Origin of the sequence: Actinomyces oris, from assembly GCF_001929375.1 — a bacterium.
In the GTDB taxonomy this organism is placed as follows: domain Bacteria; phylum Actinomycetota; class Actinomycetes; order Actinomycetales; family Actinomycetaceae; genus Actinomyces; species Actinomyces oris_B.
In genome coordinates this window covers 30,719-56,146 of the sequence record NZ_MSGO01000006.1, presented here as the reverse complement: position 1 = coordinate 56,146, position 25,428 = coordinate 30,719, and the positions used below count along the sequence as shown (strand labels likewise).

Below are 25,428 nucleotides of genomic sequence, written 5' to 3'. Positions count from 1 at the left end.
CCCAACATGACTAACGTTTAACAGGTCTTTAGTCGCATTATCGGATCTCGCACAAGCCGGACCGGGTCATGACTCAGGCACGCAGAGCGATCATCCCACGATGCGCGCTGAGGCGCACCTCCAGAGCCAGCGCCTCACCGTCCGGGTCCCCGGTGGGCCCCGGTGACCTGAGGCCCGCCGGGAGACGCACGGTGCCGCCTCCCTCCTCGCCGAGCGCGACGGCGGCCACTCCGCCCTCGAACTCGCGCACCCAGGCGCCCGAGGTCCTCCGGGGCCGTCCCAGCGGGCGCCCCAGGTCGGCGTCGAGGGCGGGGAACCAGGGAGTGCGCGAGTAGTCGTCGTGACCGGTGGCCGTGTAGGCGCCCTCCCCTCCCCCGAAGACCCAGAAGGCCGCCAGCCCGTAGAGGCCGGGGGACGTGCGGGCACCGGACATGGAGCCGCCGTCCCCGCCGTCGGGCGTGCGCACGATGGACAGGCCCGGCCCTCGCAGCTCGTGAATCTGGGCCAGGGCCGTGGCCTCATCGAAGAGGTGATGGTCCCCCCAGCCCAGCCAGCACTCGTCGAAGCCACCACCCCAGGCCGAGTGGCGCTCCCAGCGGCCGGGTTCCCGGCGGGCCTCGGCCACGTTCGGGATGAGGATCTTGCCGACGCCGTTGAGGCCGGCACCGGCCTGGTCCACGAAGATGTTCAGCTCAGCGCGCAGGGCGGCGGTGTCGGCGATTCCGTCCAGGGGGAGGTCCAGGCCGTAGTAGTCGTCGAAGACGTCGTTGTCCGCCATGACGCCGTCGAAGGCGGTCTCAGCGGTGGCCTGGCAGACCTCCTCCACCCAGCGGGCGCGGTAGTCGGGGTCCCACACACGGGCCTGGAAGTGGCCGGGGTAGGTGTTCCACTCGACCAGGTCGCCGTTGTCACGCCTGGCGAGCCAACCGCGGCGGAGGGCCTCGCGGTAGGACAGTCCCGAGGCGCGCATGGAGTCCGGCTCGAAGTCTCGCGTGGAGGACAGGCACCGGTAGGCCAGGACCGTCATGTCCGGTCGCGCCTCCTTGAGGCGGGCTGCTGCCTCGGTCTCCCAGGGCTGGAGGATCGCCGCCCGGTAGTGGGCGATCGCGAAGTCCAGCTCCCCGGGCTCGAGCGGGTTTCCGTAACGGATCCAGGCGCCGACGCCGCCGGTGCTGCTCCTCATGCTCCTCCTCGGTCGGCGCGGGTACCGGTCTGCTCGCCGGCACCGCCCTGACGGTAGATCTTGTTGTAGGAGGCGTTGACCTTGACCAGGTCGTAGGCCGCCTCCACGCGGCCGCGGGCGTTGAGGCTCAGGCGCTCGTAGAGATCGACGTCGCTGATGACCTCCTGGACCTTGTCCGCCATGACGGCGGGGTCACCGGGCTCGATGATGATGCCGCAGGGGTCCCAGGTCTCCCCCTCGTCGGTGACGATCAAGTCCTCCACGACGGAGCGCACGGCGCCCACGTCGGTGCTCACCGTGGGGATGCCGGCCCCCATGGTCTCCAGGGAGACGACCGGCAGGCCCTCGTTGTAGCTGGGCAGGACGAACAGGTCGAACTCAGGCAGGAGCTCACGGACCTTGACGGTCCCGCGGATGGTGATGACGCTCTCCAGGCCCTGCTCGACGATGCGGGTCAGGCACTGCTCGAAGTAGGAGGGCATGTGCTCGGTGGGCCCACACACGTCCAGGTGGATGTTCAGGCCCCGGTCCACCATGAGGCGCACCGAGTCGATCATGTCCAGCAGCCCCTTGATGGGTACGACGCGGGCGATGTACACCAGCTTCCACAGGTGCTTGTCCGCCCCCTCCTTCTTGATCTCCTCGATGGCGGCCAGGCGGGCGGCGTAGGAGGCGTCGAACTCCTTGGTGACGATGCCGTTGGGGATGACGATGGCTCGCCCCGAGTCACCGCCGAGCTCATTGGCCTCGGTGATGGCCCGAGGATAGAGGTAGGTGGAGGCGTAGGCGTAGGGGTAGCACAGGCGCCCCATCTCCAGCCACCAGGCCATCCACATGCGCTCGCGGCCGGTGACGTCGAAGGTGCGGTAGTCGGTGAGCCTGACGTTGAGGTCCAGCCTGCGTTCCAGGAGGGTGTTGACGGTGTCGCGCACGTAGAGGTTGTGCTCGGTCAGCAGCACCTTGGTGCCGTGCTCGCGGGCGGCGTTGACGCCCAGCAGCATGGCGTAGCCGGTGGTGTGGGCGTGGTAGACCTGGGCGCGCGGGACCGGCTCGGCCAGGACCGCGTAGGCCAGGGAGAAGAAGTCGCGCAGGCACCAGAAGATGTCGGTCATCGACATCCCCAGGTCCGGCATCATGTCGTGATAGGCCTCCATGAACTCGCGCGTGCCCAGGATCGCCCAGACCGGGTAGCGGCGCGAGGCGCTCAGGCCCTCGCTGATGATGTCCCACAGCGGCTCGGTCTGACCGTCCTGGGCCAGGGAGAGCAGGGCGCCCAGGATGCGCCGGGACAGCTCGCGGCGCTGGCGGCGGTTCATGCGCAGGTCACGCGGACGGGCGCGCAGGAAGTCCTCCTGGTGCTCCTCCATGGACAGGTAGAGGACCTTCACCCAGGCGATGTTGTCCGGCATGCCGTAGAGGTCCTTGAGCGGGGAGTGGGAGTCCCAGGTGATGTGGATGATCCCGAAGGTGAGGTCCGGGTTGCCGGTGATGATGTCGTGGACCACCGCGGATACCCCGCCCTTGAGATAGGGGTAGGTGGACTCCATGACGATGGCGACGTCGACGTCGGCGTACACGCCGTCCTCGGGGACGCCGTCGGGCAGCACCTGGTCGTCGGCCTCGGGCTCCGGCTCCTCGGGGAGCCGGATCAGCTCGGCCGCGCCGGCGGGGGCCTCCTCGTCCTCGGCCTCCTCCTGGGCGGTCTGCTGGGACAGGGGGATCGCGGAGGCGTGGGAGGCGGCCGAGGCCACGGACTCCCAGACGATGGCCGTGGGGGCCTGGGACTCGCCGTGCGCCGGGGGCTCAGAAGGCTCAGAAGGCTCAGAGGGCGCCGACGCTGCCGTGGCGTCAGGGGCTTCAACGTCATCGGGAGCCGGTGACGCGGCGGAGCGGGGAGCGGCCGGCTCCACCGGCGAGGACGCCGAGGCGCCCGAGGCCGCCGAGCTCACGGCACCGAAGATCGGGGAGTCCAGGACGTCGGGGCTCTGCGGGGAGGCCGACTCCGGGCTCTTGGGGCGCGGCTGGACCACGCCGTAGCCGGCCGGCGCCGGGGCCTGGACCACACCGTAGATCGGTGCGGCCGGGTTCTCAGGAGTGGAGGCCGACGCCGCGGCCGGCTGCGCAGCCGGTTCAGTAGTGGGCGAGCCGGTGGAGGGGGCGGCGACCGAGGGGCCGCTCGGGGTGCCGGCCCCGCCGGTGGTGACGACGACGCCGTAGCCGTCGGGGCCGACCTTGATCCTGGGGCCAGTCTCCTCGCCCCGGTCGCCGATGCCGGGGGCGTCGTCGGGGCTGGGCATCGGGGCGTAGCCGCCGGCAGGAGCCGAGTAGCGCAGCGGGAGGCTCTCCAGGCGGGCGCGGAAGGAGGATGACGAGCTCACCAGGACATGGCCTTTCCCCAGAAGAAGGAGTACTCGGGTGCGGCCCACCGCTTGCGGTAGAGCAGCAGCCCCAGCGTGCACAGCACCAGGTCGACGCCGGCCAGCGGCAGGTAGGCGGCGGCGTCGGCCACCTTGAGCAGCAGGGCCGCGGCGATCGCCACGTGGATGCCGGACAGGAGCAGGGCGGTGGTCGAGTCTCCGATGTGGTCGATCTCGTAGCTCAGGAGCGTCAGCACCGTGAACAGGGTCGAGGACAGGCACACCTCGAGGACCAGCGGAACCTGCTCGGCGGACATGAGCGCCATGGAGCACACCACGACGATGACGCCGGCGGCCCCCACGATGCAGGCGCGGATGAGGCTGGCGTCCAGCAGCCGGCGCAGGGTGCGCCCGCGCTCGCGCAGGCTGGTCATGCCCTCACGCTTGAGAACCGTTTGGAACAGGGCGATCTCGGTGTTGACCCGCGGCGCGGTGACCGCGAAGTAGTAGCAGTAGGCGACGACGGCGGGCTGGAGGCACAGGTAGACCAGCGCCACGTCGAAGTCGCGACCGGCACCCAGGAAGAGGAAGAACTTGTCCGACCACAGCACTCCCCCCAGGATCGCGCCGCGGAGCATGTCCTGCACGAGGATGCCGGTGGCGACCCCGCGGGGCCGCAGGATCCTGCCCAGACAGCGTCCCATGGACAGCAGCTGGCTGAGGGCTCCCACCAGCGGGGGCAGGTACCACCAGGTGGGCTCGGCGACGAGCGCGACGGCGTAGCAGAGCCAGCCCACCGACCACAGGCGGCGTCGCCCGGCGACGTCGGCGACGATGAGCGACTGCACGAAGACGACGTGCAGGAGGAGCAGGGCGGTGTGGACGCCCAGGACGTGCGGGTTCCAACCGGTCACGGCGGCCACGACGAGGATCTCCAGCGCCGTGGGCAGGAGCGCCCACACGAACAGTGCCGGCCAGATGGAGCAGTAGCGCTCCAGGACCGCCCGCGGACCGCGGCCGATGGAGTCGCCCAGGAGCCGGTAGACGGGGGTGCCGATGATCTGGCTGAGCCAGGGCACCGCCACCGACACGCTCAGGACGATGACCGGCAGTCCCGTCCCGCTCACCGTGCTGGCGGCCATCTTCTGGGAGACGACGGGGAAGCTCAGGCCCAGAAGGATCGCCGGGGACATTCCCAGGAGCATCGCCGCACCCCAGTGCCAGCGGGCGCCCGGGGCGATGCCGCCGCGCTTGAGCGCCCGGGTGGGAGGCGCTGTGATCAGCCCCAGGCCGATGAGGACGGTGAGGACCAGAACGCTGACGGTGACCTGCTTCGGCCAGCCGATCCAGGGCAGCACCGCCGCCACCACGCCGAGGACGCCCAGGGTCACAGCAGCGTTGGCGGTCCGCAGGCGCGGAAAACGATGCTGGTGGAAATGTCGCGGTTCGTATCTGAGTTGGGTCATGGGAGTAGCGGCACCAAGAATGCGTGAGCACGCACGGGCGATCCGAGCCGGACATTCCGGCGCCGCGATCGAGGAGCGTCGCGGCAGTCTGAATGAGGGCGGACAGGTACGGACAGTGAGGACATGTAGGGGCGATGACGGTTGAGACGGCCCCGCGCGGGGCGGGGTGACGACACCGATCGACCATGTCCGAGGGACGACTTTCGACGGATCGTCACTCCACTGTATCTGGCAGAGGACAGACATGAGACAGCCAAGCCAAACTCTCAGAACATTCTCTTGCTCCATTCAGATTTCATTCAATTTTCATGTGCTTGCTTCTCCGCAAGGCCAAGGCCGGAACCCGTACATATTCATAACTGCGAACCGCGCCCCGCAATCTCTTGCGTTCAAGGTAATGGTCGCCACCTGGAAAAATGGTGGCGGAGCCAATGCGGGTCCACCACCTTGCCTGTGGTTCGCATCAATGGCTCTTGCAGACCGAGGGCCCCACGGTGCAGCGACGACGATGGGCCGCACCCCCAGTGGGGTTGCGGCCCATCGTATGGAATTGATAAGGGGATTCGAGGCACTGGCGCGGCGCCCGCGCCCGGCGGGCTCGGTGAGGCCCGTGAGACGCAGTGAGGTCAGCGTCCGGGCTCGGCGGCCGGTGAGGCGCCGCCGTTGCGGCTGATGGGCGGGGAGGAGATGCGCAGCGGGCTGGAGGCCCCTCCCCCGCCGCCGGCCGCGGCATCCTCGGCCTCGCGCAGCGCGGCGACCTCGGCCTCGCCCTGCTCCCAGGGCTCGCCGCGGAAGATGAACTCACCCAGGATGGACTCGCCCTCGGCGTCGACGATGACCTTCTGACCCCGCTCGAGCTCCCCGAAGAGGATCTTCTCGCTCAGGGCGTCCTCGATGTCGCGCTGGATGGCGCGGCGCAGCGGACGGGCGCCGAGCACCGGGTCGAAGCCGCGCTCGGCCAGGAGGTCCTTGGCGGCCTCGGTCAGCTCGATGGTCATCTGCTGCTCGGCCAGGCGCCTGTCGAGGCGCACGATCATGAGGTCGACGATCTGGCGCACCTCCTCCTTGGTCAGCTGCGGGAAGACGATGAGGTCGTCGACACGGTTGAGGAACTCGGGCCGGAACTGCTGCTTGAGCTCGCGGTTGACGTGGGCCTTCATCTCCTCGTAGTCCATGGCGCCGGACTCGGTGGACTGGAAGCCGGTGGCCACCGACTTGCCGATGTCCTTGGAGCCGAGGTTGGTGGTCATGATGATGACGGTGTTCTTGAAGTCGACCACGCGCCCCTGGGCGTCGGAGAGGTGCCCGTCCTCCAGGATCTGCAGCAGGGAGTTGAAGATGTCCGGGTGGGCCTTCTCGACCTCGTCGAACAGGACCACGGAGAAGGGCCGGCGGCGCACCTTCTCGGTGAGCTGTCCGCCCTCGTCGTAGCCGACGTAGCCGGGAGGGGCGCCGAAGAGACGCGAGACCGTGTGCTTCTCGGCGAACTCGGACATGTCGAGCTGGATGAGGGCGTCCTCGTCGTCGAACAGGAACTCCGCCAGGGCCTTGGCCAGCTCGGTCTTTCCGACGCCGGTGGGGCCGGCGAAGATGAAGGAGCCACCGGGGCGCTTGGGGTCCTTCAGCCCGGCACGGGTGCGGCGGATCGACTTCGACAGGGCCTCGATGGCCTTGTTCTGGCCGATGATGCGCTTGTGGAGCTCGGCCTCCATGTTGAGGAGCTTGGCGGACTCGGCCTCGGTCAGCTTGACCACCGGGATGCCGGTGGACATGGCCAGGACCTCGGCGATGAGCGCCTCGTCGACCTCGGCGACCTGGTCGAGGTCTCCGGACTTCCAGGCCTTCTCCTTGGCGGCGCGCTCGTCGGCCAGGCGGCGCTCGTCATCGCGCAGGGAGGCGGCGCGCTCGAAGTCCTGGTCGTCGATGGCGGACTCCTTCTCCCGCTTGACCTGGGCGATCTGCTCGTCGATCTCGCGCAGCTCGGGCGGAGCCGTCATGCGGCGGATGCGCAGGCGGGCGCCGGCCTCGTCGACCAGGTCGATGGCCTTGTCCGGCAGGAAGCGGTCGTTGATGTAGCGGTCGGCGAGCTTGGCGGCGGCCTCGATGGCCTCGTCGGTGATGACGATGCGGTGGAAGGCCTCGTAGCGGTCGCGCAGGCCGGTGAGGATCCCGATGGTCTCCTCGATGCTGGGCTGCTCGACGGTCACCGGCTGGAAGCGGCGCTCCAGGGCGGCGTCCTTCTCGATCTTGCGGTACTCGTCCAGGGTGGTGGCCCCGATGGTCTGGAGCTCGCCGCGGGCCAGCATGGGCTTGAGGATGGAGGCGGCGTCGACGGCGCCCTCGGCGGCTCCGGCCCCGACGAGAGTGTGGATCTCGTCGATGAACAGGACGATGTCACCGCGGGTGCGCACCTCCTTGAGGACCTTCTTGAGGCGCTCCTCGAAGTCACCGCGGTAGCGCGAGCCGGCCACGAGCGAGCCCATGTCCAGGGAGTAGAGCTGCTTGTCACGCAGGGTCTCGGGGACGTCGCCGTGGACGATGGCCTGACTCAGGCCCTCGACGACGGCGGTCTTGCCCACGCCCGGCTCCCCGATGAGGACGGGGTTGTTCTTGGTGCGCCGGGAGAGGACCTGCATGACCCTCTCCATCTCCTTCTTGCGGCCGATGACCGGGTCCAGCTTGCCCTCGCGGGCGGCGGCGGTGAGGTTGCGGCCGAACTGGTCCAGGATGGCGCTGCCCGAGGGCGTGCCCTCCTTGGAGGGGCCGCCGGCATTGACGGTCTCCTTGCCCTCGTAGCCGGAGAGCATCTGCATGACGGTCTGGCGCACGCTGGACAGGTCCCCGCCGAGGTTGGTCAGGACCTGGGCGGCCACGCCCTCGCCCTCGCGCAGCAGGCCGAGGAGGAGGTGCTCGGTGCCGATGTAGTTGTGGCCGAGCTGGAGGGCCTCGCGCATGGAGAGCTCGAAGACCTTCTTGCCGCGCGGCGTGAAGGGGATGTGGCCGGTGGGGGCGGACTGCCCCTCGCCGATGATCTCAATGACCTGGCTGCGCACGGCGTCCAGGGAGATATCCATGGACTCCAGCGCCTTGGCGGCCACCCCCTCGCCCTCGTGAATGAGGCCGAGGAGGAGGTGCTCGGTGCCGATGTAGTTGTGGTTCAGCGCCCGCGCCTCGTCCTGCGCGAGCACGACGACGCGACGGGCGCGGTCGGTAAAGCGTTCAAACATCAGTAATTCCTCCTCGGCACGCGCTCAGTGCGGGACCGCTCGTCCGGTGGTGGCGAGGGATGTCGCAGCGCCGGGGAGAGATGGCGCTGAGAGCACGTGCTGACAAGGCTAACCAGGCCGACGCCCAGGCCATGCCCCTGTTCGCGGTAGGCGTGAGTAAGCCTTGAGCCGGGTCGACTCAAGATGAGGAGTCGCGGGGCTCAGCCTCCGCCTGGCGCCCCGCCCCACCGGTCGCGGTCGTAGGTTAGGTCTCGCGATCGCACCTTGAACCCTCGATCGCGCGACATAAGGCACGACCGCGATGGCAGGGAAGGCGTCGGCACGGCTACGGGCGCCTTCAGACCGGCCCATTCGAGCGGCGCAGGAAGAACTGCCTCACGAATTCTGCCGCATGATCCGGGGCGGCCCACCACAATGGAGGTCATGCCTCCCGCGACTTCTCCCGCCGACGCCGATCACGACGACACGGCGCCGGCCAACACTTCCAGCACGTCCACCACTCAGGACTTTGACACCGAAGCGCGGGAGACCAGACGAGGGGCCGTAGGCATCGCACAACGCCTTCTGCACGCCCTGCCGGCGCTGAGAGTCGGGGCGCTGCTCAGCGTCATCGGCTCCGTCGTGCTTTTCTTCGCTTGGCCGAGCGGCGTTCGCACCTTCCCCCTGTGGGGCATGCCTCCCGCCATGATCGGCACTCTCTGGATGGCGACCGTCATTGTCCGCCCTCGGCCCTCGCGGTTCCGCGACCCTGTCCACGGCTCCCGCATCGCCGTCATACGCACGGCGGTTGCGATCCTGGCGATCGGCGGAATCGTGGCGCTGACCCCCGAGATGATCCGGGACTGCCTGTCGAGATGGTCCTCGGTGCTCTTCCGCACCGGGGTCAACACCGTGGACCTCATCGCCATCGCCATGGGCACGGCGGGTCTGGCGCTTCTAAGCGTCACTGACATTCTCCTTCGCACGCTCCGGGCCGCCGTACTGCCCCCGGAGCTCCTTCGCAAGAGGTGGTGGGCACGCCTCCGGCGGCCCCGAAAGTCGGTCCAGCGTCTCCGGGGCCCGCGGCGTCGGACTCTTACACGTGCGGCCCTGGTCCTGGCGCCCTCTGTCATCCTCGCCGGGGCGGCCGTCTTTCCGTTAAGCCGGAGCAAGAAGCCGATCCAGAGGCTGGCTCCGTCTTCAGCCGCCAAGAGCCTTCCCGCCTACCCCGCCTCCTTGGCCGGCAAGCCCGCCTGGATCAAGGACATTAAGAATGCGCTCGATATTGCGGCGGGAGCCGCGGGCCCTGTCGTCCACACAGCCGACGGCGTCATGGGTCTCAACCCCGTGGACGGAAGCGTCCTGTGGAGCTATGTGCGTCAGGACGCGACGTATCTCAGACTTCGTGGAGCCCTCACGCACCTGATGGGTGAGGAGCACGAACGAACACTGGCAGTCAGCCCCAACCATCGTTACGTCACCTTCCGCATGGCCGGCCCCGGGGAGACAAGAGACGGAGAAGGCATCGGCCAGTCGGCGATCACGATCGTGCTGGACACCATCACCGGCCAGGTACTCAACGACCGCCTCTCAGATGACGGTCCCCTTCAGATCACCGATTCTGCAATCATGGACGGGAACACGATCTACAGCATCGGCAGTGACGTCGAGCTGTGGGATTTCGATGAGCACGACATCGACCCCTTCGGCCGAGCAACGCCCTACTCAGGGACAGCAGGGCACTCGACCTTCATCATCAACATCGACACTGAATCAGAAAATCGCCTAGATGAGAACAGAATCTCATACCTCCGCCTGTCCCTGGTCTCGCAGGCCGATTTCAAGCAGATCCGCACCTCTGCTCCGACAGCAATGAGGATAAAATCTCCGAATGCGATCTGCATTGATGGTTGGACGGCCATCTATAGCGACGAGGCTCCGACAAGCACTAATGGTTCCTTCAACCAGGGCTGGGAGATGCAAGCCGTCACCCTGGATTCTCTAGCATCCGAGGCCGACTCTCAGCAGCAAAAGCATGACCTGGGCCGAGGTGTCACCATCAACGTCCCCGCGTCAATGACCACGGGAAAACTCGCCATACTTCCAGGGACGCCCTCACCTTCCGCGCGAGACTCCTTCAATGAGCACTCCTTCTGCTCCTGGGTCGATCCCACGACAGTCTCAGCGGTCTTCGACCCCTCCACGCAGAAGCTTCTGCCCATGGACCAGCCCTCGGGCCTCGTCCGAGCGGTTGGGATATCACCTGCGGGTACACCCGACAGCCTCGAGGCAAGAATGCGAGTCGCCCCCATGGGCGGCGGGGAGGAAGTCTCCTTCACCATCGCACCAGGAAGTACTTTCCACACGCCGGGCTCATTTCGCTACAACCCCGACATGAAGGATATCGCCACCGCGCTCCAGCATTACTCGGAGGTGTCCGCACTTCACGCGCCGGGCGCCAACATCATCATCCTCAACTCCGCCGCCCAGAAGTTCCACACCCCTCACACTTATCGCCTCTTCGGCCTCACGGAGGGAGCAGCGACAGGATGAGGGACTTCACCGTTGCAGACCAGCGCGCCCACGTCGTCGTCATCGAGACCGAGACCGGAAAGGCTGTTCACACCGAGGAGGTCAAGGACGGCAGCACACCGCCCCGAAGGGCAGCGGCTCGAACGAGGCCTCGGCCACCGCCACACCGAGAACCTCGAGCAGTTCTCCACCAAGTAACGCCCAAGCCACCCCGTGACGAAGGACCCCAACGCCATGCCGCCCGCCGCCGACGTCGACCAACCCATCGACGACTCCCCCTCCGCTTCCGGCCACAGCGCCGACCAGGACGATGCGGCCCTCAACCGGCGCAGACGCCGCCATCAGCGCATCATCGCGGCCCTGACGTCGCTGCGCTTCGGCTGCTTCCTCAGTATGGTGGCCGCGGTCGCCCTCTCCGTCATCTGCCGCAGCGGGATCGCCAAGGTGCTGTTCAAGCTCCCTCAGCTGACCTGGAAGGGCCTGGCGCTGACCGTGTTCCTGTGGGCGTGCGGGGTCGTCCTCTGGCCCGAGCCACGCAGTGACAGCCGCAGCACGCGCAACAGGGGCCTGACCGCGGCCCGCTCAGCGCTCATGCTCCTACCCGCTGTCCTGGTCCCGGCCGTTGCCGTGTACGCCGCCCTCCCAGTCGTCAGGCTCTGGAGGTCCGTGTTCTCCACCTACGCGGTCAGCCTCGGCGAGGCCCTGGCCTACATCATGGGGATCGCCGCCTTCGCCCTGCTGCTGTCCACAAACATTCTTCTGCGGGCCTCACGCGCCCTATTCGAGCCCTATGCCGGCGAGTCGCTGTACGTTCCCAATCCGATCTCGGCGCGGATACACGACCTGCGCGATCAGCTGCGGCGACCGTGGCGATCCTCCCTCCGGACCCTGGGCCCTCGCGCCCTGCTCGCCCTCGTTCCCGTCGTGGCGCTCGTCGCCTCCTTCGCCGTCCCCTACCTCGGCCACCCGACGGCGTCCGGCCGGCCCACCATCACCCAGGCCACGGGCCCGTCGGTGAACGCCGACCAGCTGCCGTCGTACCCCACCGGCTTCGCCTCGAAGGAGATGTGGACCAAGAACCTGGCGAGCGGACAGGACGTGATCGCCGGAGCCGCCGGCCCCATCGTTCTCACCTCCGATGGAGCTGCCGGGCTCGACCCCCGAGACGGCTCGAACCGGTGGAGCTACCAGCGCAAGGGCTCGACAGCGACGGGCGTCATCCCCGGCCCCGACGGCCGCTACATGGCGTTGAGATTCGATGAGCCGGACGTCTACACGTCCATGACCGGAACGGACGGAAATCTCAGTGCCTCGACGCCGAAGACCACCGTTGTCCTGGACACCGTCACCGGAGCCACGGTCTTCGACTGGCGCGGCGACAGTCCCCTCCAACTGACCGACTCGGCGGTCCTCTACGGCACCACCGCCTACTCGCTGAAGGACCGGTCAACCATGTGGGACCTTCGAAAGCTCACCGTTGACGGCGCCTCAGGCTCTCAGGCCGCCCAGGCCGCCTACTCCGGCGCAGCCGGTCACTCGGCCTTCGTCCTGAGTCGCCCCGCGACATACCATGACGTTGCGGTCCCGCAGAGTGATCCCACCGCCACCCATGAGCTCCCGACCCTCACCCCCCGGTCAGACGGACGTATCTACTTTGAGTACAACAAGGCGGACGTTCCTCTGGTGATCGACGGCTGGATGGTCATTGACAAGCCTCGTGGGAAACAGTCCAGGCCGTCGTGGTCCACGGAGAACGACCCGCAGGACCGGGAGGTCCAAGCCGTCAGCCTCGACGGCCTGGCCGGTGTTCCCGGAGCAGATACCCGGGCCTACGACCTCGGCATGACCTCTGCGGTCAACGACATCGCCTCCATGAAGGCCAGAGCCCTCGTGACCTTCCCGCCCCTCCCAGCCGAGAAGCCTAAGAAAAAGTCAAACTCGGACCTTTTCCTGTGGGAGGCCTCCGGCACCGTCGGCTCCGTCTTCAGCCCTCGGACCCTGGCAGTGACGACGGCGGCACAGACACCGGGGCTGGCCGCCGCCTCCGTCGGCATCACCCAGGCCGCCGTCGGTGAAGCCGTCGAGGGACGGATCAGCGTCAAGCCCGCAAACGGGTCATCGGGCGTATCAGTCCCCCTGGCGCCGGGGACAACATTCGCTCCGCCGGGAGACATCTTCTACAACCCTCAGCTCAAGGATCTGGCACTGGCCAACGGCAACGATGAAGACAGTCTGGTGACCGCCGTCAGTACTCCCGGCGCCACCATCATCATGGTTCGGACCGGCACGCAGCACTCCGGGACCTCTCGCATCTACGCCGTGGGAGGAGAAACCCGATGATGAGCCACACGACACACACGACGAAGCCCAGCCCCACGCCCACCCCCATGCCCTCGATGCCCCGTCACCGCACCGGTTCGGCGGCGAGCCGCGCCGCCCGCGCCCTGGTGACAGCACTCCTCGTCTCACTGCCACTGTCCGGCTGCGGCTCCTCATCCCCAAAGACCGCGGCAACCACGCCGTCGGCGGGAGTCTCCGTCACACCGCTCAGTGCACATCAGGTGGAGTCCGAGCGGAAGAGCTTCTCTTCCGTCTATGTCCGCGACCTGCCCATCCACTACGGGACGGTCAGCGCGGACAACTCACCACCCGAATCAGATGATGGCTCTCTGTCCTCAGGAGTCGTCACCAGCGACAAACCTGGGAGCACCGACGACGAACCGAAGACCAAGACCCTTCAGTGGGCCACCCGCCTCAATCACCCCATTCTCAAAACCAGCGACCTGGGTGACCGTTACCGCAACTCGACCACCCAGACGCAGACCTACGACCTTCTCAAGCAGGAGTCCTCCGGTGTGGGCGTCGTCAGTCCCGACGGGCAACACATCTCGCTCATTCTCCAACCGCACCGGACCGCTGAGGACAACGACTTCTCGGCCCAGCGCACCTACGTCGTCGTCCTCAGCGCCGAGACGGGCACGCTCGAAGGCTCGGTGGAGGTCTCCGGACTGATCCTGGGGCGGGTCCTCACCAATGACAGCCTGGCCATCCAGACCGCCCACAACTACTACCCGGGAGCCGAGGGTCAGGGAGTCATCTCCGTCTATCCGCTGAGCAACCTTGCGGGCAAACCGTCCACGATCCCCAGCGACCACTGGCTCATCGGCGCCTCCCGGGACTCACTCCTCCTGTCCCCGTACTCCCCTTCCGCCGGCAACGACTGGAGCACCAGGCTCCGCCCGTTCACGGTGACCCAGATGGGCACCGACGGCAAAGTGCGCCGGACCATCACCGGTGTCAACCAGATCCACCCCGGTGGATGGCTTCAACGCTTCAGCGATCCGGCCGCCGCGGCCGCACTCGCCGCCAGCACGGTCGGGAAGAACGATGACCAGGCTCAAGCCGCCTGGGACGCCCTGCCCACCCAGATCGTCGACCTGAACTCCGGAAGCACGCACGACCTCACGGAAGGAGAGGCCAGGTCGGTCGGCGTCCCCACCGGCCCCGGCCTGCTCATCAGTCAGAAGGCCGCCGACGACAACAACAGCACCCGGCAGTTCTGGCTCAGCGCCGCCGACGACGGCCACCCCCACACCGAGAACCTCGAGCAGTTCACCAGCAAGTAGCGGCACGAAGGACACCACATTGACCGATCAGCGACCCGGAGAGGACGCAGAGCCTCTCGCGGCTCCCACTTCCCTCACCTCAGAGAATCCCTACTCCTCGCTATCAGCCCTTGCCCGCCGTCGGCGCCCCCGCACACCTCAAGAGCGCCGTCAGGTCTGGTCGCGGCGGATCGAGGGCCTCTTCTGGGCGCTGAAGGTCGGCTCAATGCTCTCCGTCCTCGTGGCGGCCGGCCTCTACCTGATGTGGCGCACTGATCTGACGATGCGGTGGGTGTTCCTCTACCTCGGCCTCGCGCCACTGGTCGCGGCGCTCGTCCTGTGGGGGATCGGCATTCTCGCCTGGCAGGAGCCCGCCGAGTACTGGGTCGACCGGCAGCATCGGGTGAGGACCTGCCGGCGCATCATCAAGCGGCTCCTGCCCGTGGCCGGGGTGGCCGCCTGCGGCCTGCTCAGCGCCAGAGGCACGCTGGGCCTGTGGCACGACATCTTCATGTCGCTGGACGCTAGCGCAGGCGAGCTGCTCGCCTTCGCGATAGCGGCCCTGGGGCTGGGCGCCTTCTTCGCCTTCGATCTTCTCCAGCGTGTCACCCGGTCCTTCTTCCCCGAGGTCGCACAGGCCTCCTCGCGCCGTCCACGGCGCCGTGACAGGTCCATCCGTATCCCACACCTTCTGCCCACTCGCCTCCGGGGCACCCACTCCTGGAGCTCACGCATCGTTCTGGTGGTGATCCTCCTGACCCCGTCCCTCTTCCTGAGCGGAAGCGCCTACCTCGCATATGACTGGGACCGATCCCTCCCGATCCCTGTGGCCGCCCCCGCCACCTTGCCCTCCTACCCGACCTCCTTCCCGTCTCAGGCGACCTGGACCCACGACATCCCCTCCGTGCTGGACGTGACCGCAGGGGCCGCCGGGCCCCTCGTCCTCACCGATGACAGCCTCATCAGTCTGGATCCCTCCACGGGGTCGATTCGCTGGGACTACCACCGTCAAGGCAGGAAGTTCGCCCAGTACGGGGGAAGGCTGGACGGGGTCCGCGGTGAGCCCCCTTATCTCATCACCAGCCCGGACAGGCGCCACGTCGCCCTGACACTCGGGGAGCTGGAATCCCCGCAAGACAAGTCCGACGGCGGTTTCGGTCTGGAGCCGACCCTCACCATCGTCCTGGACACCGTGACCGGACGCGTCACCAACGAGCACTTCCACGACGGCAAGGCCGTCCAGCTCACCGACTCCGTCCTCCTGGCCAGCGGCACCGTCTACTCACTGGCCGACGACTCCGTGATGTGGCAGCTCGGCGACGTCGACGTCGATCTCTCCGAGGAGGACCACCAGTACACAGGTACAGCAGGGCACGCCAGCCTCATTCTCACAAAAGAAGACAATGGAGGAAGCCACAACGGGGTCGGCCGTCTCACGCTCGTCCCGGACACCAACCCCCGCGGAATCGTCAGGGATGTTCTGGTCGCCTTCGCCAACCAGGAGCCGCTCATCGTCGAGGGCTGGACGGTCACCTACCCCGAGGCCACGAAGGACGAGTCCACCGACGTCGATTGGGACTACTCGAAGACTCACCGTGCCCAGGCCGTCTCCCTTGACGCCCTGGCGAAAGCTCCCGGCGCCGACACCCACACCTACGACCTGGGCCAGACCCTCGGCATCGCCCCGATGGCCTCCCGGCTCTCCGGGAGGCTGGCTGTCCTGCCGCAGACCGCACCCGACTCGGTCGAGCCGGACGATAGTCCCGTCCCCGATGGCTGGAAGAACCGTTCCACAGTCGCCACCACCTTCAACCCCAGGACACGCGCTGTGCTGGCAGCCTCCCAGGACCCGGGGCTCGTCACAGCGGTCGGGGTCACCCGGGCCGACGACGGCCAGAGGCGCATCAGCCTTCAGTCGGGAGACAAGTCGAAAGCCACCTCCATCCCTCTGGAGAACGGCACAGTCTCCTTCGATTCACGAGCAAGCGGCCGCAACCCCGGTCTTCTCGACTTCTCCGTCAATAATCCAGGGGGTAACGACGGCATCAGCGCACTCAGCGCGCCGGGCGTCACCGTCGTGCTTCTGCGCCCCACTGACGAGAGCCAGGCCACCGGCACACGCCTTCGTCTCTACGGACTGGTAGGAGCCTCGTCATGAGTCAGCAAGCCGCCCGGCACCCCCACCGCACGTTCGCTGCGCCTGCGCGCCGTCGACGTCGATCCCCCCGACTGCTCCTTGCCGCAGCGCTGCTGGCCCTCCCGTTGAGCGCCTGCACAGGTCAGCAGCCCTCCGCCTCGGACCGGGCCACGCAGGAGGCCACTGTCAAGGCCACCGCGCTCACCGCCGATCAGGTCACGAGCCTTGAGGCCGACGCCAACACGGACCCGGACGTCGAGTTCGAAACGCTTCCCGCTAGCAACAGCACCATCACGGTGCTCATCAACTGGGAGAAGAACCATCGCAAGCCCTTGGGAACCACCCTCGTCAGCCGGAACCGATCAGACAGCGCCCTGAAGTGGGCGGTAACGATCACGCCACCGGGTGCATCGCTCAGTGCGCTGAGGGACGCACAGGTCCCGCAGCGGAACCTCGCATACCTGTTGCAGTCCCGTACCAGCGGAGAGATCGTCGTCAGCCCCGACGGGCGCCGCGTCTCCCTCATCCTCACGCCGCATCGCGGGCAGCTCGAGGGGAGGCTCGCCGAGCAGGCGTCCTACGTCGTCGTCCTGGACGCCAGCAGCGGCGCCGTGGTGCGCACCGAGGAGCTCAGCGGAGTGGTCCTGGGGCAGGGTCTGACGAATAGCTCTCTGGCCGTGGAGATCGCCTACGACTACTTCCCCGGAGGTCAGGGGACGGGCCAGGTCCGTGTCTTCGGGCTGGACGACCCGTCCGCCACGCCCTCGTCATTCGACACTGATCAGTGGCTCGCGGGGGCCGGGACCGACTCGCTGCTGCTGTCACCGCAGGCGCCTTCCCCGGCAAGCGTCTCCGGTGCATTGACCATCACCCAGGTGGATGCCTCCGGGGATATCCGCGCAACCATCAACGGTGTTGAGGCGGTGCACCCCGGCGGCTGGGTCACGCAGGTCAGTGATCCGGCAGCGGTCAACGCTTCGGCCAACCACGCGGCGACGGGCAAGAAGGAGAAACCGCCCTCTCTCAACGCCGCCCTGCAGGGCCTGACGCGGCAGGTCGTCAACGTCTCCACCGGCAGCAGCCTGGACGTCACCGAAACGACCGTCGAAGACCAGGGCGTCCCGACCGGGCCCGGGCTGGTGGTCAGCCGGACGACCACTGACGCGAGCGGGAAGAAGACCTCCGCCCCGGTCTTCTGGCTCAGCTCCGCCGACGACGGCCACCCCCACACCGAGAACCTCGAGCAGTTCACCAGCAAGTAGCGGCACGGAAGACAGCACGATGACCGATCAGCACAACGACCAGTCCCAGGACACCGAGTCCCCTGCACCCGCCAGCTCGGCGGAGTCCGCCGAGTCCGCCGAGTCCGCCGGCTCCGCTGAGTCCGCCGAGGCCACCGAGGCCGCGGAGACCGCTGGATCCGTTGGCGCCTCAGACGGGTCGGTCCCCAATCCTCCGCGGCGCATCCTCACGATGCTGCGGGCCCTGCGCCTCGGCTGGCTCCTGGCGGTCGGGGCGATGGCCGTCCTGTTCCTCGTCTACCAGAGCGGGATGAGGGATCCCGGTCACGCGATGAAGGGGGTCGGAGGCTTCGTTGGCGGCCTGGCCGTACTCATATGGATCGCCGGCTACTTCAAGTGGGCAGAGACCGCGCGTTCTGCCTTGAAGAGCTATCCCAGCTCACCGCGAGCGCTCGTCAGGAAGACAGTCCTCTTCCAACCGCTGTGCTTCCTGGTGTTCTCGGGCGGCTTCACCGTCGTCCTTCTTCGCCTGTGGCACGCCCAGCTACGCAGCACCTCGGTCAGTATCAACCAGCTGCTCACGCTGGCGATGGGGGCGCTGGGCATGGGCCTGCTGGCGGCTACCGATCTCCTGGTTCGTGCCACCCGGGCCACCTATGTCCCGCCGTCGCAGAAGCAGCACCTGAGGGCGCGGCTGGGAGGCCTGCGGAGGATTCGGCTGCCCCGGCCCTCGTGGCGCTCCGTCCTCGGCGCGGTCGTTCTCATCGTCATTCCGCCGCTCGCCCTCGGGGCAGCGGCCACGGTCCCACACCTGGTCTGGGGGCGGGTCACGCCGTCGACCGCTGCGAGTATCGACACCTCTGCGCTTCCGGCACTGCCCCGGTCCTTCGCCTCGACGGCGGCCTGGTCGCAGGACATCCACAACATGGCGGAGGTGGTGGCCGGTGCTGCCGGGCCGGTCGTCCTGAGCAGCGACGGCGTCGTCGGTCTCAATCCCGCCGACGGCTCGATCCGGTGGACCTATCCGCGCAAGCATGCGCGCTTCATCCGCAGCCACTCGAGCCCGGACCGCCGTCACCTCGCGGTGACCCTCGATTCCACCGACGGCGAGCAGCCGGAGGGAATGAGCATCGAATCCCTGGTGGTGGTCCTCGATTCGGTGACCGGGCGCGTCACCTATGAAGGCTTCATGCAGGAAGGCGTTCTCCAACTCACCGACTCCGTCCTGCTCAACGGCGCCACCGGCTACTCGCTCACCGACGGCTCCCGACTGTGGTCCATCGACAAGGAGGACGTCTCCGTGTCACCTGATACCCGGCCCTACTGGGGCACGGCCGGTCATTCCACCTTCCTCCTCGGGGGCATACCGCGCAGTCCCGAGGGGGAACCAGACCGGCGCGGACCGTACGCGACCTACACACTCATGTCGGACACCTCCCCCGCCACGCGCCGTGAGAGCGCCCCACTGGTCACCGATGGCCGGGGCAGTCCTCTCGTCGTCGGCGGATGGGTGGCCGCCTTCACGCAGACACCCACACCGATCGACTTCCAGACCTCCCCGACGGGCTGGGCGGCGCAGGCCGTCAACCTCGATGCCATGGCCGGCGTCGCCGGTGCCGACACCAGCACCTACGACCTGGGCCTGACCTCCGGAACCAACAGCACAGCCTCCCGCGCCACGGGCACGCTGACGACTCTGCCTCGACGGGCAAAGGGCGACTCGGTCCTCGATGCGCCGCCGTCCCCTAAGGACTTTGAGGGCGGTACAGCCGTCGCCGCGATCTTCGACCCACAGACCCGGGCCGTCTCCCACTCGGCGCAGGAGGCCGGAATCCTGTCCTACGCCGGCCTCGCCCGCGCCGAGTCCGGTGGTGGCGGCGTCCTGAGCGTCAGCAGCGGGGAGCGGACCCCGACGACGGTGGACGTCCCCGCAGGCTCCACCTACTACCCACCCGGGACTCGGCACTTGTGGACCATCGATGATCCTTCACCGTCGTCGAATCCGCTGCTCACCACCCTGAGCACGCCGGGAACGACCCTCGTCATCATGGCCACCGGCCCGGACAAGGGCTCCCACTCCTTCCGCATCTTCGGCATCTCAGGAGCCTCGTCATGACCAGCACACACCCTCACCCCCGTCGCCGGCGGATCGTCGGCTCGGCCCTGGCTGCGGCTGTCCTGTTCGCGGGGGCCATGAGCGCCTGCAGCCCGACCCCCTCGCGGCTGCAGCAGGTGGAGACCACCGCGCTGAGCGCCTCGCAGGTCAAGGAGCGCATCTCGGAGACTCCCACCAGCACTGACTACTACTCCACACCCGTCGGCGAGGACTTCCTCCACGTCTCCGCTCAGGAACTGACGGAGAAGGAGAAGGCGCAACGCAACTGGCGGGACCGGTCGGGGGCGAACAGCTCCATCGTCGCCAGGTACCGCGGCTCGGACGGCTCGGTGCTGTGGGCGCGTGAGATCAAGCCGACCGTCGTCAACTGGCTCGACGACGACGGCAGCTCTGCCCAGGACGTTGCCCACGGTCTCCTCGCGTGGCGGCCGGCAGGCTACGCCGTCGTCAGCCCCGATGCCCGCTATGTCTCGCTCGTCCTGCGTCCACCGCAGATGAGGCCCGTGCTTCACGACTCGGACGACGACCGCAACCCGCTCGACGTCGCCGCTCAGCGCACCCACGTCCTCGTCCTCGATGCCGCCACCGGGGAGACGGTCCGCACCGTGGAGGTCTCGGGGCTCGTCCTGGGGCAGGTGCTGACCAACGACTCTCTGGCCGTGGAGACCGCCCGGACCTACTACCCGGCCGGGGACGGCAAGGGGACGGTCACCGTCTACTCCCTGACCGACACGCCCGCCGCTCCAGCATCCTTCGCCACCGACCAGTGGCTCACCGGGATCGACGACGGCGCCCTGCTCCTGTCCCCACAGTCGCTGGCCACCGAACGGCGTGACGACATGTCGGTGACGCTCACCCGCGTCGATACCCGGGGGCGAAAGCTCGGCACCATTGAAGGCGTCACCGCTCCCGACCTGAAGCACTGGGAGCGACCTAAGCAACGCTAGTAGCCCGGCCCTCCGGAGTACTCCTTCCCTTGTCCGTTCAACCGCGCGATGGCCTTACAAACGCCTGACATAGTCACGACTGGGTCACCACAATGGGATCCATGCCCACTACGCCCGACGCCGACGACAACGGCACCGATCAGCACAGCACCGATCCCGGCAGCCAGGGGATCGGAACCCAGCCGAGCGCAGCCGCCTCCAGCGACGAGGCCTCGACCGAGCCGGACACGGGTGAGGCCGAAGGCAGCGCCAACTGTGATGCCGTTGAGGCCGACCAGGCCGCAACCGACACCGGTGAAAGCAACGGCGAGGCCAAAGGCAAGAACGAGGGCGAGTCCTTCCCACCGCGCGGCGTCCTCGCCCTGCGCGCCCTGCGCTGGGGCGGAGTATTAGCGATGTTTGCCTCGTCGGGTATCGCAAAATTACTGAGTTCGATCTACGGGATCGACATCGACGTCCTTCACATGAAATCAGTGCGACCTTTCTCCGACTTGGCAGTACAGGCTACCGTCGCAATGTTCGCACTACAACTCCTCTTATGGTCCTTCGCCGCGGTCGCCAATCAGTTGAGGCGAACGGCAATGATCGTCATCGTCAGCCTCATTGCACTACTTGGTGCCGCGACGGCAGGCATCAATATTCACCACTGGATGACAGTATACGAGCGGTCGGGAATCTCCATCCCCATTTTCCTGTGCCACGCAGCAGAGACCCTCGGCTTCACAACACTCATCTGCACGAGCATCATCCTGCATCGCGTGCGAACCCTACTTTCCATACACCCTAGGCAGTTCAGCAATCCGGCCCGCTGGCGCAAGCTGTATCTCCCGGCACGTCCTCAGCCAGGCGAGAGCAGCGTCAAGGTAACCAAGCAAGCATCATTAAAACTCCAACCGATCACGAAGGTAAAACTTGCTGCCATATCACTCACGCCAATCATCGCACTCTCATTGCTGACATCAACAGCACACTACCTCGTGACACCTTTCACACACAACACCTCTGCCGCGCCACACAAGACACCTCCCATCCCAATAACAATCGACACCAAAATGAGCTGGGTCAAAGATATGGTGGGAGTCGATCACGTCATTGCCGGATCGACAGGACCTATTGTGATCAGCAGCGAGGGAATCACCGCATTGGAGCCGACCCACGGCAGCATCCTATGGGAGTATGGGGCGCACCTGCATGCTTCATTCGTATTTACGAGCCCGAATAGAAACTACCTCGTCCTAAGGGCACGAATCCCGGATGATCTAGTCATCGATTCTGATGAATACTTGTCAGCATCCGACCCACCAGAGACGACGCTAGTGTTTGACACTCGAACAGGAGCTCCGGTCATACGCCATATAAGTCACGGTGGCACCTTACAGCTCACAGATTCCGCCCTTCTCGATGGGGACACGGCATACTCCTTGAAGGACGGGAGGAAGTTGTGGAGCAACAGAGACGCCATTGATACCACATTCATGGGGGCAGCCGGCCACAGTACCTTCATTGTCGCAACCTTCGAACAAGACAGTGAGAACGCAGATGAAGAAAAATGGGCAGGAACCTCAAGCGTCGCCGTGGCTCCCGACACCACCCCGTCCGCAAGCACCCGTGTCAATAATCTCCTCATTGATCCGATAGTCGTTGATAACTTACGGTCGCGAAGCCACAGCGATGACATGGGAGCAAATCCGGTCATCATTTCTGGATGGGCCGCCCAGTTCACCAATCAAAGCGACGATGACGGGAACCCTACTGCACACGCCATCAACATCGACCAAGCCTCCAAGACTGATTCTCACGACATAGACAAAATTCCTCTTGGCGCAGCGTCAGGCATTAACGAAGTCGCATCCACCGCATCTCAAACTCTGTCGACATACCCTTACTACGGTTCCGACAAGTCCATATATGACGTCATGACGACCTGGAACACTCCACGAGTCACCACAGTATTCACACCCACGAACAGGACAGCCACACCTGCAGCGCACTACCCGGGCTTAGCTTCTGCTCATGTAGGGATCTCCCCACGTTCAAGCGACGACTCCATCATTGCAAACATATTCCTACGTCCGTCAGACGGGTCGCCAGAACTCACTATTCCAGTTAACGGCAACACTATTGACACTAGTCCACTCATTCTCTCTGAGGGAGTGCACCAACTTATGGCAGACAAAGAGGACCAACGGAGACCTTACCTGGAGTTCACGAGCACTCCTGGATGCACCACTATCCTTCTGAATATCAGCGGCCCTAGCGAGCGTTCCTCCACCTATCGCCTCTACGGGGCTACAGAGAGGAACGTATGACTTCCCCACACACTGCCGTGTCCGACTCATACGTGGAACAGGAACTACGTAGAGACGTCAGAGCATTCACCGCCCTGGCGCTTGCGATCACACTTATGCTGACAATCAGCACCTGCCATTACCATCGTTCCCTAGATTCTAACATTGAACTTAAGGTCACATCACTGGATCTTTCTAAGGCCGAGTCGATAGATTCGACCGAAAATCCCCCAAACCTCACATCGTGGAAGAACTCCATCGCCGGGAACGGGTACTACATCACCGGAGTAAGCCAGTTCATAGACGAGGGAACCGGAGGTGAACCTCCCTCGCTCTCCGTGTTCGGAAGGCGATCCTCGGACAAGAGCATAGTATGGGCAACACAGATCAGAGTGAACGATTTCACGCATCCTCTTGATGCGCCGACCCACCCAGATTCTTCGAATGAACAGTCACCATCAACCAAGACCACCGCCCTTACTAACGACTGGACACTCAGCCCCAACGGGAAGTACGTAGTATTCAAGCTCAATAGTTCAACGAAAGCGACAGCCTATTTTGCGGTTGTTGAGGCCTCCACCGGAACGGTTGTCCGGACAACCCATATCACTCGCAGAATCATTGGTGTCGCGCTGACTGACACACATCTTGCTGTCGAAACATCTGACCAACCTTTCCCCGGAGGGTCCGGAAACGCCACGTTGACAGTTCTGTCTTTATTAAACCAAGGCGCACCTCCGGTCACGACACCCACAACACAATGGCTTATTGGCACTAGCCACAACTCTTTTCTTTTGAGTAACTACAAGTATGGAGATCCCTGCAATAGCGACCACTGCACCCCTATGACGGTTTCTCGCATCGGCGGCACAGGTCAAACGATCGACACCGTCTCCGGAGTCATCGATGTCTACTCCGGGGGCTGGATATCAAGATTTTCCGATCCAGCTGCCGCGTCATCATTACTGGCTCAAATCTACGACCCCATCGGCATACAAGAACGTCAAGCCTCGAATGAGCAATTGAGAAGCATACGGCGGGAACTCGTGGATCCCGATTCAGGTCAACACACCGACATCACAGATCTCCTGATGAAAGAAGTCGGCCTCCCCACAGGGCCAGGTCTCCTTGCGCTCAAGCGGGTTCCCTCAGAGGACGTCAACGCCAAGTACGCCCCTGTTTTTTGGCTCAGCTCGACCGATGACGGCCACCCCCACACCGAGGACCTCGAGCAGTTCGAGAACAACTGAGGCGCGGGCCGGCGGCCCGTGTCCTCACCCCTCCCCTGAGGCTCACATGCCTCTGCAGCCGCTGCGAGCCGCCTCAACCCTCTCGCCTTGCTCGTCGAGCCGCGCTTAGGCGAAGTGCTGCTCGACTGCGGCGATGTCCCCGTAGGAGGCCTGCGCTCCCACTGAGGTCGTCGCGAAGGCGGAGACGGCCGAGGCCGCACCTGCAGCCTCCTTGAGTCCCGCCCCTGCGGCGAGCGCCGCCAGCAGCGTGCCCAGGAAGGAGTCGCCGGCACCGGTGGTGTCCACGACATCAGCCGGGAAGGGATCGACCGGGGTGATCTCCTCCCCCTCGATCACCATCGACCCGCGGCCCCCCAGAGTCACCACCGCGGAGGGGATCCCCATGGCGGCCAACCTCCTCGCGCAATCGCCCCAGTCCGTGGCGTCGTCGGCCCGCTCGCACTCCGGCTCGGCCGCAGCATCGCTCGTACCCGGCTTCAGCATGTCGGCGAGCTCATGCTCGTTGACGACCAGGACGTCAATGGCCTCCAGGAGCCCGGCGGACAGGACGGGGTGGAACGGAGAGTTGTTGAAGACCACGCGGGTACCGGCGTCGTGGGCGATGCGGGCCGCGGCCTCCACCGCGTCGGGGCTGACCTCCATGCACAGCCCCAGCACGCGGGCCTCGCCGATGACGTCGCGGTGCCGCTGCGCCGTCGGGACATCCACCCTCCCGTTCGCACCGGGGGACACCACGATGGTGTTGTCCCCCGCGGAGTCCACGGTGATGATGGCGGTGCCGGTGGACACTTCCTCGCGCTGGACCTCGGAGGTGTCCACGCCGGCGCGCTGGAGGGACTCGAGGAGCAGGTCGCCGTGACCGTCCGCACCGACTGCCCCGATCATCCTCACGTGAGCGCCGAGAAGACCTGCCTGAACCGCCTGGTTCGCGGACTTGCCTCCCGGCAGGATCACCAGATCCTCCCCGCTGATCGTCTCACCGGGCTTGGGAAAGCGCTCCGTTCGGACCGTCAGGTCAGCATTGAGGGACCCGAAGACGGCGACCTCGCCGGATACGTCACCCAGAACAGCTCGCACACACGTATGCATCAGATTTCTCC

General features: G+C 66.1%; 14 protein-coding genes. 9 read left to right on the top strand and 5 right to left on the bottom strand.

What is annotated here, in order from left to right:
- Positions 1–73 precede the first annotated feature (73 nt).
- From BKH32_RS01665 to BKH32_RS01650, 4 genes are all read right to left on the bottom strand, one after another.
- A complete protein-coding gene (locus tag BKH32_RS01665; RefSeq protein WP_075248334.1) occupies positions 74–1,183 on the bottom strand; it encodes a putative glycoside hydrolase in 1,110 nt (369 codons plus the stop codon).
- Positions 1,180–3,561, bottom strand: coding sequence for a GT4 family glycosyltransferase PelF (pelF, locus tag BKH32_RS01660; protein ID WP_075248333.1), 2,382 nt, complete (start codon positions 3,559–3,561; stop codon positions 1,180–1,182). Before pelF ends, BKH32_RS01665 begins: the two co-directional genes overlap by 4 nt.
- Positions 3,558–4,931: a hypothetical protein gene (locus tag BKH32_RS01655; protein ID WP_256690385.1), complete on the bottom strand. Its 1,374-nt coding sequence runs from the start codon at positions 4,929–4,931 to the stop codon at positions 3,558–3,560. The genes pelF and BKH32_RS01655 overlap by 4 nt, the downstream gene beginning before the upstream one ends.
- Positions 4,932–5,632: 701 nt before the next feature.
- Complete coding sequence (locus BKH32_RS01650; RefSeq protein WP_075248331.1) at positions 5,633–8,233, bottom strand: ATP-dependent Clp protease ATP-binding subunit; 2,601 nt, start codon at positions 8,231–8,233, stop codon at positions 5,633–5,635.
- Between the two features lie 423 nt (positions 8,234–8,656).
- Between BKH32_RS01650 and BKH32_RS01645 the strand changes: the two genes are divergently transcribed.
- From BKH32_RS01645 to BKH32_RS13440, 9 genes are all read left to right on the top strand, one after another.
- Entirely contained in the window at positions 8,657–10,765 is a 2,109-nt protein-coding gene (locus tag BKH32_RS01645; protein ID WP_143222661.1) for a hypothetical protein, read from the top strand.
- A 213-nt stretch (positions 10,766–10,978) separates the two neighbouring features.
- A complete protein-coding gene (locus BKH32_RS01640; RefSeq protein WP_075248329.1) occupies positions 10,979–13,084 on the top strand; it encodes a hypothetical protein in 2,106 nt (701 codons plus the stop codon).
- A complete protein-coding gene (locus BKH32_RS01635; protein ID WP_256690381.1) occupies positions 13,084–14,370 on the top strand; it encodes a hypothetical protein in 1,287 nt (428 codons plus the stop codon). Before BKH32_RS01640 ends, BKH32_RS01635 begins: the two co-directional genes overlap by 1 nt.
- A gap of 205 nt (positions 14,371–14,575) precedes the next feature.
- Positions 14,576–16,507, top strand: a complete 1,932-nt coding sequence (locus BKH32_RS01630; RefSeq protein WP_256690380.1) for a hypothetical protein — start codon at positions 14,576–14,578, stop codon at positions 16,505–16,507.
- Positions 16,504–17,748 (top strand): hypothetical protein, encoded by a 1,245-nt coding sequence (locus BKH32_RS01625; protein WP_256690378.1) that lies wholly within the window; start codon positions 16,504–16,506, stop codon positions 17,746–17,748. The genes BKH32_RS01630 and BKH32_RS01625 overlap by 4 nt, the downstream gene beginning before the upstream one ends.
- 19 nt (positions 17,749–17,767) lie before the next feature.
- Entirely contained in the window at positions 17,768–19,843 is a 2,076-nt protein-coding gene (locus BKH32_RS01620; RefSeq protein ID WP_075248325.1) for a hypothetical protein, read from the top strand.
- On the top strand, positions 19,840–20,790 hold the full coding sequence (locus tag BKH32_RS01615) for a hypothetical protein (RefSeq protein WP_075248324.1): 951 nt from the start codon (positions 19,840–19,842) through the stop codon (positions 20,788–20,790). Before BKH32_RS01620 ends, BKH32_RS01615 begins: the two co-directional genes overlap by 4 nt.
- A 101-nt stretch (positions 20,791–20,891) precedes the next feature.
- The gene (locus BKH32_RS13445; protein ID WP_143222660.1) at positions 20,892–23,099 is read left to right on the top strand and encodes a hypothetical protein; all 2,208 of its coding nucleotides are present in this window, start codon (positions 20,892–20,894) and stop codon (positions 23,097–23,099) included.
- A 17-nt stretch (positions 23,100–23,116) separates the two neighbouring features.
- Positions 23,117–24,328, top strand: a complete 1,212-nt coding sequence (locus BKH32_RS13440; RefSeq protein ID WP_178384526.1) for a hypothetical protein — start codon at positions 23,117–23,119, stop codon at positions 24,326–24,328.
- 105 nt (positions 24,329–24,433) lie between these two features.
- Here BKH32_RS13440 and BKH32_RS01605 read toward each other — a convergent pair whose 3' ends face one another.
- On the bottom strand, positions 24,434–25,417 hold the full coding sequence (locus tag BKH32_RS01605; protein WP_075248322.1) for a ribokinase: 984 nt from the start codon (positions 25,415–25,417) through the stop codon (positions 24,434–24,436).
- Between the last annotated feature and the right edge of the window lie 11 nt (positions 25,418–25,428).